Source organism: Kosakonia sp. YIM B13571, from assembly GCF_042788095.1.
GTDB classification, from domain to species: Bacteria; Pseudomonadota; Gammaproteobacteria; order Enterobacterales; family Enterobacteriaceae; genus Kosakonia; species Kosakonia quasisacchari.
The window spans coordinates 635,880-647,238 of sequence record NZ_JBHZPL010000003.1 but is presented as its reverse complement, the minus strand read 5'-3'; the positions used below and the strand labels follow the sequence as shown (position 1 = coordinate 647,238).

Below are 11,359 nucleotides of genomic sequence, written 5' to 3'. Positions count from 1 at the left end.
TCGTTGATAATGCCCTTCGCTTCCTGCCCGGCCTTCAGGTTCGGGTTGTTCTGGATAAGCCCGCCAAGCTGGGTCTGCGTCAGTTGCCCGGTGGCGTTGTTGAGGATGAGCCCCTGCTGGCCGACGTTGTACTCGTTAAACTGGTTGTGCGAGATGCCCGCGCCGTTCGGCGTGGCAATGTTCACCACCGGCACGCCGTTGCCGGCTTTGTCCATGCTGGCCGGGCCGGTCGGCGTGATGGCCGCCGCGAAGGAAGGTGCCACGGGCTGCCAGACCAGCAGGCCGATAATCAGCCAGCTGAGTGCGCGCTGCGAAAAACGAACCGGTTTATCGGTATTCATCCTTGTCTTCCTTTAAAAAGTGACAGCCACACGCCAGTTAAATGTCAGGTGGTCCGGGCCGAGCCAGTCCGGGTAACGCAGCGGTGTACCGACAGAGACCTGGCTTGCGAACCCGCGCCCGGCGCTGCCCAGCCCTGCAGCGGCACCCCAGAGCGTGCCCGCGGCGTACCGGTCAAGCCGGTCTTTCTCCAGCCAGCCGCCATCCAGCGCCGCGGTGGCGCTTATCTGCCCGAGTACCGGCAGCGTGAAGAGGGTGTAATTCACTTCGTTGCGCCAGTAACCGCCGTTATCGCCGGAGATGTACTGCTCTTTGAAACCACGCACCGAGCTTTCACCGCCAAGCGTCAGGCGCTCGCTGCCGTAGAGCCGGTCCGGCGACCACTGCCCGTACAGGCTGGTCAGCCACAGCAGGTCGCTGGTGAGCGGGCGCTGAAAACTGGCGCTGAGGCTCCCCTTGCGGAACTGCGCGCGCGGCACATCACCGGTTTTGCCTTCATCGGTTTCGGCGTTAAACCACGGCATGCCGTGGCTGTAGGTCGGGTTAAAGGTTGCCACGCCGCCCAGCAGTTTCTGCGTGTGGCTGATGCCAAGCTGCAGGCTGGAGAGGTTGCGCGTGCTGCTCACCAGCGGGGCGTCGTTAAGCCAGTTGCGCGATGCGCGCTGCGTGATGCCGGCGCTGAGCGCGGTTTTGATGTCGCCGTTGCGGAAAATAACGCGTGAGAGGTTCAGGCGGTGGGTTTTCGTGTCCCCGGTGGAGACCCACGGAAACCCCTGATTGAGGATGGTGGTGCGGTAGTTGCTCCAGGCGTAGCTGTAATCCAGCAGGCTGTAGCCGTACGGAATACTGACCCCGGCCTGAAAACTCTGCGCGTCATACCCGGTGGCGAAATCGCTGCTGCGTCCGCCGCTGACAAACCATTTATCCGCCAGTCCAAGTAAATTGTTGCCGGTCAGTGAACCGTTCAGCTGATTTTCACCGGTGCTTTTCTGTCCGCTGTTATCCAGCGACACAGAGGCACTTAACGGAAATTCCGGTGTGGCGGTTAAATTCACGGTGGAATAACCGGGTTCGCTGTCCGGCACTATTTCAATCTGCACCGGCTGACTGCGCAGACGGTTAATCTGCTCCATACCCTGCTCTATATCCCGCAGGTTGAGAACTTTCCCCTCCAGCCCCGGAAATACCATTTTCAGCATGCGCGGGGATTGACCTTCCAGGCGGATATGACGTAATTTCCCCTCCAGCACCACAATGCGTAATTCCCCGTGGGATAAATCCTGCTCGGTAAGAAACGCGCGGCTGGTAATATAGCCCCGGCTGATATACCAGTCGGAAATGGCGGCGGTGAGTCCGGTTATTTTCGCCATATTCAGACACTGGTTCTGCCAGGGTGCGAGCAGCTTCTGCTGCGCTTTTTCACTGATGAGCGTCACGCCGGAAAGGGTGATGGTGTGGATATCAAAGCAGGGGCCACCGGCCTGCGTGTCAGACGGGGTGCGGCCTGCGCGCGGCAGCGGTGTGCTGCGCTCCAGCTCGTCGCGCTGCTGCTGATTCTGGCGCAGTAGTTGTTCCTGCTGCTGACGGACGGCATCACGATCCGCCGGTGATAAGGGTGCGGCCTGCAATGCCGCCGTCACAAAAAATAACCACCCCACTAAATAGCGCACGTAAGCCCATCCCTGACCAGAATAAAGGTAACCCTCACCAGTAAATTTTGGTTAGGTTAGTTATCATCATCATTTTTAAGTATTTTCTTATGGGCTTAATGAAAAAACAATATTCAGGAGGTAAATAGACAAATCCTGTCTAAATTTAGGTTTAGCGCAGGATATATTCCAGTTAATGATATTTTAGCATGCCAACCCACCGGAAAATAATGACAAGCCAGCGCCCCAAGAAATACAATGGAGAACTAACTTAAAATTACCATTCATGCTTTTTAATGATAGTTAGACCTTATAACGGCAAATCACATTACGTAAACATATAAAAGGTTATAATATCGTGATGGTTTCATTTCCTACTTTACAATAACCATGTGTTATTGGTTTGCGGGATTGTCACCAGGTTCGCAAGCACTGTTTGGCTTCACAGTACATCCGGATATGCCGAAATACATTAATGACATAACAAACTCAAGATATGCCCGTGAAGAATAGCCGCTGTTAAAATTTGCTTTACGCGTCACAAACGTTCCTTATATCAGGCTATGTTGATTCTTGTGCAAGAAGGCTACCAACCGGAGGTTGACCTGAGCTAACTTAATAGCTTCTTTAATGTTTTTTCTCAATCAAAAGATATGGATGACACCAGTCAGTTACCTCTTGATAGGAAACAAACCCATCGTGCTCCAGCGCGCATACGCCCGTGTGGCTGATGACGTAATCGTATACAGCCCGGCTTTCCAGGCCCTGTAACATGTGCGACAACAATTTTCGGCGCATCACATCCGACTTCCAGCGTTTACGCGATGCCTTAACGTCTAAATAAAATGTGTTGTCTCATAAGGTTTAATCGAATCTCATGAAAGCCACAAAAATCTATAAAATCCACGCAATTGCGTGGATTTTTGTTTTCATGACATCTCATACAATCTCACGACAGCGCAGCTAAAATCCCCTGCTGCCTGAAAAAGCCGAACCCCGACATTTTGAACTACGCGGCAGACTCGCCAGTAGATAATCCCCACCGACGAGCGTTTTTTCCACGCAACATGATGGATGTTTTTAACGCCCTGTTACTGATTCACCCACACCAGTTGATCAACCCGGAAACCGAGACCTCGCGCCGTATCCAGGTAATCTTGTTTCACCGCCTCGGGCAGCGTTGGCGTGCGCGACAGGATCCACAAATAATCGCGGTTCGGGCCACTCACCAGCGCGTACAGGTAATCATCGTCAAGCTTAATGACGTTATAGCCGCCGTAAAATGGGCCAAAGAAAGAGACTTTCAGCGCGGCTGTCGTGGGTTCGCCGGTGAAATAGGCTTTGCCTTCGCTCTGGCTCCACTTGTTTTCCAGCGGATCATAGCCGCGATTAAGTACGCTGATGCCCCCGTCGCTGCGCTTGCCGTAGGTGGCCGTCACCTGTTCCAGCCCGCGTTCGAAGCGATTCTCCAGGCGGGCGATTTCATACCATTTGCCAAGATAACGGCTGGCGTCAAAGCCAGTGATCGGCTGAATCCCTTTTGGCGGCGTGAGGGATTTGCAGGCAACCAGTGTCAACGCGATAGCAACACCGGTCACCACAGGCCATAGCTTCATGAGAACTCCTTTCATCGTCGCGGTTGGGAGTAAAGTGTAGTGCAAACGCTCCGCTCTTCATTCAACCCATTACTATTCGTAGTATATTGAGAGCATTCTCTATTATCAGGTTTCCCTCATGTCTTACTCCATCGGCGAATTTGCTCAACTTTGCGGGATAACCCCGACAACGCTGCGTGCGTGGCAGCGTCGTTACGGCCTGCTTAAGCCGATGCGCACCGGGGGCGGTCACCGGCTGTATAGCGATGATGATGTCCAGCAGGCACTAAAAATCCTCGACTGGGTAAAAAAAGGGGTTCCGGTAAGCCAGGTGAAACCCCTGCTGGCGCGTCCGGAAACGCACAGGACAAACAACTGGCTCACCTTGCAGGAGAGCATGTTGCAGCGGCTGAAAGAGGGAAAAATCGAATCCCTGCGTCAGCTGATTTACGATTCAGGCCGCGAATACCCGCGCCCGGAGCTGGTCACTGAAGTATTGCGTCCGCTGCGCAGCAAAGTGTCAGCCAATATCCCGGCGATGATGACCCTGCGCGAAATTCTGGACGGCATCATCCTCTCCTACACCTCATTTTGCCTCGAAGGGGACAGAAAGGCGCCGGGCGATAACTATCTGATTACCGGATGGCACCTTACCGACCCGTGTGAAATCTGGCTCGAAGCGCTTAAACGTACCGGCCAGGGTCACCGTATCGACATGCTTCCTGTTCCGCCCGCCACGCTGGCCCCGGAGATTTTCCCGCAGCGAAAGTGGCTGCTGGTCACCACGGGCACGCTCTCCGCCGCACGTAAAAAGCAGATCGCGCTCTGGCAGTCCTCTGTCGTTTCCCTCGAGGTTATCTCACTCTAAATCCGATCCTCCCCGCTGGCACCGCTTCGCGACACAACCGTGAAGCGTTGCGGATCTGCCACAGTCATAAAAAGCGCATAATAACGCCAGTAACAATGCTTTGAATTTATTGCCAAATAAAAAATATCGCCAGCAAAACTTGGACAAATAAATTTAATTGTGTAAGTTTGAAGTATGCCGTTACACCATGCTATTTAACGCCTCCGAAAAGATGCATGAGTTCGCTTCCGCAGGGGGTAAGGCATTACCTGGCGTTACAGCAGGCCGGTGAACAGCATCGGCAGCAGTTACAGGATGTTTTTGCAGGGCTGTACGTAATACAACCGGGATGACGAAATCCGCCACGACCATTTGCAGAGCGACATTTTTCTTCATCCATCACGCGCAGTAATAAGAGGATAACCTCATGAACACTCAACCCATCATTGGCATCAGCGGATGTTTAACCGGCTCGGCGGTACGCTTTGACGGCGGGCACAAACGCGTGGGTTTTGTGATGGACGAACTGGCACAGTGGGTGACGTTCAAACCGGTGTGTCCTGAAATGTCTATCGGCCTGCCCGTGCCTCGCCCGGCACTGCGTCTGGTTCAGAGCAGTGATTCAGCGCTCAGCATGCGCTTCAGCCATGCGCCGCATGAAGATGTGACACAGAAAATGGTCGATTTTACTCAGGCCTATCTTCCGCAAGTGAGCGCGTTATCCGGTTTTATCGTCTGTGCCAAATCACCGAGCTGCGGCATGGAGCGCGTGCGGCTGTATGATGAAAAAGGCAATCGCGGGCGTAAAGAGGGTGTGGGTCTTTTTACCGGCGCATTGCTGGAACACTTCCCGTGGTTGCCGGTTGAAGAAGACGGTCGCCTGCACGATCCGCTTTTGCGGGAAAACTTTGTCGAGCGCGTTTTCGCTCTGCATGAGCTCAACACACTCAAGGCTAACGGTCTGACCCGCCGCGCACTGCTGGACTACCACAGCCGCTACAAGCTCCAGTTGCTGGCGCACGACCAGGCCGGTTACCGGGAGATTGGCCCCTTCGTCGCCTCACTGCACGAGTGGGAAGACCTGGACGCCTTCTTTGTGGCATACCGCGAAAAACTGATGACCATCCTGAAAAAAAACGCGTCGCGGAAAAATCATACCAACGTGCTGATGCACATTCAGGGCTACTTCCGTGAGCATTTGAATAGCCGCCAGCGGGGCGAGCTGCGCGATGTGATCCTCCATTATCGCAACGGGTTGTTGCCGATCCTCGCGCCAATAACGCTACTGAAGCATTATCTGGCCGAGTACCCGGATCGTTACCTGGCAAAACAAAATTACTTTGCCCCCTACCCGGACGTGCTTGGGCTACGTCTGACCGTCAACTGAATACCATGAAAAGAAAGCTCGAATGACCCTGATACGGGCTCCTCACGTTCCACATTTAGACGACATCTCTTGTCGTCTTTTTTTTCGCGGCGCGTCACGCAACGGCCAGCGGTTGCCGCATGCCATGATGGATATTTCGCCTTAGCACGTCGAGGCAAATCAATCCCAGCAGGTCAATACGCTGAGCAGACTAAGGTCGCATGATCCCACCACGGGTTAGGATTAACGTGGCTTGCCAGCACGGTGAATTGTGCCTGCTGCAGCTCCTCCACTAAGGCCGGGAGTGGTTTTAACGTGCGCCAGGGTTGACCCTCTCTGAGCAAATAATGGTGTTCGGTATCGTAATTCTCTCTATCTTCTTGAAAGCGCGGCATCCCGCACATCGAGCTGACAACGAAATACCCTGCGGGTTTGAGCAATCGTCGCACTTCAGCAAAACAGCGTGGTCTGGCATCCCCGATCAGGCAGTGCAAACAGCTGCCATCAATAATCAGATCAAACATGGCCTCTTTGCACTGAGGAAGGTGGCAGACATCTCCGACCCAAAAGTGCGCGCGCAGACCTGATTGTTTGAAACGTTCCTCAGCCCAGTGAATCGCCGTCTGCGCGAAATCCACGCCCCAGACATCGTCACCTCGTTGCGCAAAATATTGCGCGGCCATCGCGCCATTGCCACAACCCAACTCAAGCACCGTTGCACCGGGTTGCGGGAGGTACTGGTGCTCCTCAAGCCATGAAAAAATCTGCTGCTGTTGTTCTTTCGCCCGAAGATAACCGCCCCCAGCCCAGGCGGCTTCTCCATTTGCTATCAGTTCCCGATACTGTTTTTCGTAGATGTTCATTATTAACCGCTACCTTGCTCAAGCCTGTCGTCAGTCATATTGTCGATGGGGCAAAATGCGATGAGCCACGAAAAACGACATAATCCTCATCGTGCTCGCTGCACCAGTTGCCGCAATTATCTATACTCCACGTCACCTGCCCTTATCCAGTAAGGTTTCCTGTGTTAGCTACTGTTCTCGTTGCGATTGTCGCTGCCATTCATCTGTACATTCTGGTGCTCGAAATGTTTTTGTGGGACACCAAAACAGGCCGCAAAGCCTTTAATCTTAGCGCGGAGTTTGCGCGCGACACCCGCGTGCTGGCTGCGAACCAGGGGCTGTATAACGGCTTTCTGGCGGCGGGGCTATGTTGGGGATTATGGCTGGGTGCAAGCGGCGTGCCTGTCACCCTCTTTTTCCTGATCTGCGTGCTGATTGCCGGGATTTTCGGTGCTGTCACAGCCAGCCGAAAAATACTCTATGTACAAGCACTTCCGGCACTGCTTGCATTAATTGCCCTGCTGGTGCCGTAAATGTTGTTCCTGCTTGCAAGCGCCAGGCCTGTTACAAACGGCCTGGCAGCCAAAACGGTTATTCACGTTTGCAGGCTACGGCGTTTTTCGTTCGGCAAAGTAGTGTGCTGGCGTGCTACCCATCGTTTTTCTGAACATGGTGATAAAGGCATTAACGGATTCATAACCGAGTTTTGTCGCCACGTTTTGCACTGATTCGCCGCTGGCTAACGCCTGCAGCGCAATAATCAAATGGAGTTGTTGACGCCATCGCCCAAACGTCAGCCCCGTCTCACGCAACATCAAGCGCGCCAATGAGCGCTCGCTCAGCGCGAGGCGTTTCGCCCACTCTTTAAAGGTGCTGCGATCTTCCGGATGGCTCACCAGCGTATCGGCCATGGCGCGTATTTTGGCATGCGCAGACACCGGTAAATTGAAGTTCTGCTGCGGCATGGTGGCCAATTCATCAAGCGTGACCCTAGTTAGCCTCGCTGCGTGGCTATCTGGCGGATAATCGACACGTTCACGGGTTAAACGATCAACTAATTCTTTAATCAACTGGGAAATGGCCAGCGTACAGCAATGATTTGGCAGTGCTGCGGCTCCAGGTTCAATAAAAAGATAATTCAGATGTGCGTTCCAGGTGGCGCTGGCGCTGTGAGGAACCCCGCCGGGGATCCATACTGCGCAGTGCGGCGGCACTATCCAGATCTCATTTTCCGCACGACAGATAACCGCGCCATACAGCGCAATGATTAATTGCCCTTTGCGATGCGTATGTATCGGCACTTCGGCTTCATAATCAACGAAGTCAAGACGGCGCGCGACGGCCGGGCTGTGCGTATCATCGGGGTCAAACACGGTCGTGGCGTAATTAGGCTTCATACGATTGGCAACATTTAGGTATTTTTTGACAGAATAAAGTATTTAATGGCATGCGCAAGCCGGTAATACTTCCCGGTATGAACAAAATAGCCTTCTCTCACTGCCGCTTTTTGCAGGCAATTTCTGTTGCGCTTCATCGTACGGGTGGCGCGCTGGCCTCATTCACCTTACGGGACGATGCCAGTGCCCTGCTCTATTCTGCCAAGAGTTTTGCTGCGGCAATGCTCGCTTATTACATCGCCTTATCGATAGGCCTTGAAAAACCCTCCTGGGCGATCATTACCGTTTACATTGTGTCGCAAACCTCCGTTGGTGCGTCACTGAGCCGAAGCGTCTACCGCTTAGCCGGTACGATAGTAGGTGCCGGCGCGACGGTGTTGATTGTGCCGACTTTTGTGAACATGCCGATTTTTTGTAGCGTGGTACTCACCGGCTGGATCACCTTTTGCCTGTATTTATCGCTGCTTGAACGCACACCCCGCGCCTACGCCTTTGTGCTGGCCGGTTACACGGCGAGTCTGATTGGTTTTCCGGCGGTATTTCACCCCGGTGAGATTTTCGATACCGCCGTTGTTCGTGTGCAAGAGATCGGGATTGGCATCTTCTGCGCGGCACTGATTCACCGTTATGTGTTGCCAAAACGAATCTCCGGCCTGTTCAACAGCAAAATCGCGCAAACGCTGCATTCTGCGCGCCAGATGCTGGCCGACGCGTTAGCAGGCAGCGCCAATGAGGCGGCCGCTAATCTGCGACTGGCGCTGGCGTTACAGTTCCTGCAAGGCCTGAGCCACCATATCCCCTACGACTTTGCCTTCTCAGCGCCTGTTCGCCATGCGCGAAAAGCCCTCCATGACAAGCTGGCGCGCTTGTTAATTGTCAGCGGTGAATTACACGATCGCCTGTTGATGATCACCGCGCTGCCCGACGACGTACGGACGCTGCAGGACGAGATGCAGAGCTGGCTCGCCGGGGAAGATACAGCGAAACGGAAAATAACCGGGCAAGCGCTGGCAGAACGCAGTGCAGCGCTAAGCAAGCAGCTCGCCGCCGCAGAGACGCTGACCTTTGAAACCGCGCTCCAGATGAACTTTGTCCGTCACCTTTATGAGGCCATTATCCTGTTGCTGCAATGCGAACGGCTCGCGGACACACTCGCGCACGCAAAACCGGCGCAAATACAGGCCGAAGATAAACCGGCGAAAGGCTATGTGTTCCACCGCGACAGCCGGTCAGCGGCGCGCACTGCGCTGGGTGCTTTTGTCATCATACTGAGTGGTTGCCTGATTTGGATTGACTCAGCCTGGCCCGATGGCGGTACGGCGGTGTCTATTCTCGGGGTCTGCTGCACGCTGTTTGGCAGTTTCGATACCCCGGCGCCGCATATTGTTAAATACATGATTGGTTCCGCCTGGGGCGTAATGATAAGCCTGCTCTACAGCTTCGCCCTGCTGCCTGGGGTGACTGAGTTTTCGGTGCTGGTCGCGGTGCTCGCACCGGCATATTTGCTGGCGGGATCGTTGCAGGCTCGACCAGCCACTACGTTCATGGCCATGGGGATCACCCTGACACTGCCTATTTTGTGCGAGTTAGGGGCCCACTACAGCGGAGATTTCGCCGTGGCCGTCAATACCGCCATCGCGCTCTTTGCCGCAACCGGCTTTGCGGTGGTCAGTATGAGCTTGCTACAAACCGTGCAGGCTGACGCCGCCATTGAACGCTTGCTACGCATCTGCCGACGAGACGTTCAACGCAGCGTGCAAGGCGTATTCAAACCCGATGAAACTCACTGGACCAATCTGATGATCGACCGGACCGCGTTGTTACTGCCGCGCTTGCAGCGGAGCGGGCACTCCGCAGAGCAAACGCTTAACCAGATGTTGCACTCGTTGCGCATTGGCCTTTCCGTGATGCACTTGCGCCGTTTTCAGGCGCAGAAAGATCGCAAAAAAGCCCATGAAATTGGCGAGATCCTTTCTCTGCTTGCCCGCGATACACCAACCAGTGCGTTACGTCAGCGGATTCAGGCCATGATTGGTCTCTCATCCCTGCAGCCCCATGAACAGTCGCGCCAGCTCGTTGACGGTCTGGTTGATCTGCACTGCGCATTAAGCGAACAGCACGCGGGGTGCGTCGATGATTAATGACATTAATCTCGGTGGCGTTTACATCCCCGGACTGCTGGTTATCGCCCTTGCGGCCCTGTTCTGCACGCTGTTATGGCTACCTCTTTTCACTTTCAGCAGGCGCTATCGTCGTTTGCCCTTGCGTCCGCTGATGAGTTTTTCCACTTACATTGTTACTTTTTTCCTGCTCATGCAGGGGCTGAACGCGCTGGGGTTAGTCGTATGAAATCCTTTTTTTCTCTTTTGAGCCGTTATGCACTGACGTTAAGCGCCGTGCTGGTGGCAACCCTCCTCGCTTACATGATGTGGAAACATTACGCGCAGCGTCCCTGGACCCGTGATGGCCGGGTGCGTGCTGATGTGGTGCAAATAGCGCCGGATGTTTCCGGGCCGGTGGCAAATGTCGCCGTTCGTGATAACCAGTGGGTTAATCGTGGCGATGTGCTCTATTCGATTGATCCGCACTGGCTGAAGCTGGCGGTGGCCAGCGCGCAGGCGGATGTCGAGGCGAAACGTCATGAGATGTCAATGCGCCAGGATGCGGCGACAAGGCGTTCACAGATCAAAGGCGTGATCTCCAGCGAAGACTTACAACAAACAGGCAGTGCGGCCAGCATCGCGGCGGCAAATTATCACGGCGCGCTGGCGGCGCTGGAACTGGCACAGCTTAATTTAGCGCATGCCACGGTGCGCGCGCCGGTAGCGGGCTATGTCACGCATCTCAGGCTGCGTCCGGGCGACTACGCCACCGCCGGGGAAACCAAAGTGGCCATCATTGATGCGAACAGTTTCTGGGTGGTGGGCTATTTTGAGGAGACAAAACTGCGGCATATTCATGTCGGAAATCGCGCGCACATCGCGCTGATGGGATTTGAGCCCGTCATAACCGGTCACGTTGAGAGCATCGGGCACGGCATCGGCGACAGCAATGACGAAACGGGCGGTCTTGGCCTGCCGGACGTCAACCCCACCTTTAACTGGGTGCGACTTGCGCAGCGCGTTCCGGTCCGTATTCATATCGACAAGCTGCCCGCGGGCGTGGAGTTAGTGGCGGGTTTATCCGCCAGCGTGTCGGTGGAACCTTCCGGGCGGAATACGTCCCGGTCATTACTCACACGAATAACCGGCGAATAACCAAAGCGTCGAAGGGAGTCTTACTATTTTGTCCGCTGGCAAATCAGCGCCAGCGGACGAGATTGCA

General features: G+C 54.6%; 11 protein-coding genes and 2 pseudogenes. 6 read left to right on the top strand and 7 right to left on the bottom strand.

Going from position 1 to position 11,359, the window contains the following annotated elements:
* The 4 genes and pseudogenes from ACFX4O_RS11560 to ACFX4O_RS11545 all read right to left on the bottom strand — a co-directional run.
* Window positions 1-341, bottom strand: a pseudogene (locus ACFX4O_RS11560) (filamentous hemagglutinin); the annotation flags it as partial.
* Between the two features lie 12 nt (window positions 342-353).
* Complete coding sequence (locus ACFX4O_RS11555) at window positions 354-2,009, bottom strand: ShlB/FhaC/HecB family hemolysin secretion/activation protein (protein ID WP_380208839.1); 1,656 nt, start codon at window positions 2,007-2,009, stop codon at window positions 354-356.
* Window positions 2,010-2,615: 606 nt separating this feature from the next.
* Window positions 2,616-2,840, bottom strand: a pseudogene (locus tag ACFX4O_RS11550) (hypothetical protein); the annotation flags it as partial.
* 239 nt (window positions 2,841-3,079) lie between these two features.
* On the bottom strand, window positions 3,080-3,604 hold the full coding sequence (locus ACFX4O_RS11545) for a lipocalin family protein (protein ID WP_380208837.1): 525 nt from the start codon (window positions 3,602-3,604) through the stop codon (window positions 3,080-3,082).
* 118 nt (window positions 3,605-3,722) lie between these two features.
* On the opposite strand from ACFX4O_RS11545, the gene ACFX4O_RS11540 reads away from it, so the two are divergent.
* Window positions 3,723-4,451 (top strand): MerR family transcriptional regulator, encoded by a 729-nt coding sequence (locus ACFX4O_RS11540; protein WP_380208835.1) that lies wholly within the window; start codon window positions 3,723-3,725, stop codon window positions 4,449-4,451.
* 180 nt (window positions 4,452-4,631) lie between these two features.
* On the opposite strand, the gene ACFX4O_RS11535 is transcribed toward ACFX4O_RS11540, so the two are convergent.
* Window positions 4,632-4,826 carry a hypothetical protein gene (locus ACFX4O_RS11535; RefSeq protein ID WP_131409195.1) on the bottom strand — a complete coding sequence of 65 codons (195 nt, stop codon included), beginning with the start codon at window positions 4,824-4,826 and terminating at the stop codon, window positions 4,632-4,634.
* A gap of 31 nt (window positions 4,827-4,857) precedes the next feature.
* Here ACFX4O_RS11535 and ACFX4O_RS11530 point away from each other — a divergent pair, with 31 nt between their 5' ends.
* On the top strand, window positions 4,858-5,817 hold the full coding sequence (locus ACFX4O_RS11530; RefSeq protein WP_380208833.1) for a YbgA family protein: 960 nt from the start codon (window positions 4,858-4,860) through the stop codon (window positions 5,815-5,817).
* A gap of 173 nt (window positions 5,818-5,990) precedes the next feature.
* On the opposite strand, the gene ACFX4O_RS11525 is transcribed toward ACFX4O_RS11530, so the two are convergent.
* Window positions 5,991-6,659: a class I SAM-dependent methyltransferase gene (locus ACFX4O_RS11525; RefSeq protein ID WP_380208832.1), complete on the bottom strand. Its 669-nt coding sequence runs from the start codon at window positions 6,657-6,659 to the stop codon at window positions 5,991-5,993.
* Between the two features lie 161 nt (window positions 6,660-6,820).
* Here ACFX4O_RS11525 and ACFX4O_RS11520 point away from each other — a divergent pair, with 161 nt between their 5' ends.
* Window positions 6,821-7,171: a DUF1304 domain-containing protein gene (locus ACFX4O_RS11520; RefSeq protein WP_131409191.1), complete on the top strand. Its 351-nt coding sequence runs from the start codon at window positions 6,821-6,823 to the stop codon at window positions 7,169-7,171.
* A 75-nt stretch (window positions 7,172-7,246) separates the two neighbouring features.
* Here ACFX4O_RS11520 and ACFX4O_RS11515 read toward each other — a convergent pair whose 3' ends face one another.
* Window positions 7,247-8,035, bottom strand: a complete 789-nt coding sequence (locus ACFX4O_RS11515) for a helix-turn-helix domain-containing protein (RefSeq protein WP_131409189.1) — start codon at window positions 8,033-8,035, stop codon at window positions 7,247-7,249.
* Between the two features lie 77 nt (window positions 8,036-8,112).
* On the opposite strand from ACFX4O_RS11515, the gene ACFX4O_RS11510 reads away from it, so the two are divergent.
* Genes ACFX4O_RS11510 through ACFX4O_RS11500 form a run of 3 tightly spaced genes read left to right on the top strand, consistent with a single transcriptional unit; the run spans window position 8,113 to window position 11,292 of the window.
* Window positions 8,113-10,176, top strand: coding sequence for an FUSC family protein (locus ACFX4O_RS11510; protein WP_380208876.1), 2,064 nt, complete (start codon window positions 8,113-8,115; stop codon window positions 10,174-10,176).
* Window positions 10,169-10,384: a DUF1656 domain-containing protein gene (locus tag ACFX4O_RS11505; RefSeq protein WP_131409187.1), complete on the top strand. Its 216-nt coding sequence runs from the start codon at window positions 10,169-10,171 to the stop codon at window positions 10,382-10,384. The genes ACFX4O_RS11510 and ACFX4O_RS11505 overlap by 8 nt, the downstream gene beginning before the upstream one ends.
* Window positions 10,381-11,292: an efflux RND transporter periplasmic adaptor subunit gene (locus ACFX4O_RS11500; RefSeq protein WP_380208829.1), complete on the top strand. Its 912-nt coding sequence runs from the start codon at window positions 10,381-10,383 to the stop codon at window positions 11,290-11,292. The genes ACFX4O_RS11505 and ACFX4O_RS11500 overlap by 4 nt, the downstream gene beginning before the upstream one ends.
* The last annotated feature ends 67 nt before the right edge of the window (window positions 11,293-11,359 follow it).

What these genes read in the sequence shown, in the direction of transcription:
- ACFX4O_RS11500 (WP_380208829.1), top strand. Translation starts at nt 10,381, where the DNA reads ATGAAATCCTTTTTTTCTCTTTTGAGCCGTTATGCACTGACGTTAAGC.
- ACFX4O_RS11535 (WP_131409195.1), bottom strand. Translation starts at nt 4,826, where the DNA reads ATGAAGAAAAATGTCGCTCTGCAAATGGTCGTGGCGGATTTCGTCATC.
- ACFX4O_RS11525 (WP_380208832.1), bottom strand. Translation starts at nt 6,659, where the DNA reads ATGAACATCTACGAAAAACAGTATCGGGAACTGATAGCAAATGGAGAA.
- ACFX4O_RS11545 (WP_380208837.1), bottom strand. Translation starts at nt 3,604, where the DNA reads ATGAAGCTATGGCCTGTGGTGACCGGTGTTGCTATCGCGTTGACACTG.
- ACFX4O_RS11510 (WP_380208876.1), top strand. Translation starts at nt 8,113, where the DNA reads ATGAACAAAATAGCCTTCTCTCACTGCCGCTTTTTGCAGGCAATTTCT.
- ACFX4O_RS11515 (WP_131409189.1), bottom strand. Translation starts at nt 8,035, where the DNA reads ATGAAGCCTAATTACGCCACGACCGTGTTTGACCCCGATGATACGCAC.
- ACFX4O_RS11540 (WP_380208835.1), top strand. Translation starts at nt 3,723, where the DNA reads ATGTCTTACTCCATCGGCGAATTTGCTCAACTTTGCGGGATAACCCCG.
- ACFX4O_RS11505 (WP_131409187.1), top strand. Translation starts at nt 10,169, where the DNA reads ATGATTAATGACATTAATCTCGGTGGCGTTTACATCCCCGGACTGCTG.
- ACFX4O_RS11530 (WP_380208833.1), top strand. Translation starts at nt 4,858, where the DNA reads ATGAACACTCAACCCATCATTGGCATCAGCGGATGTTTAACCGGCTCG.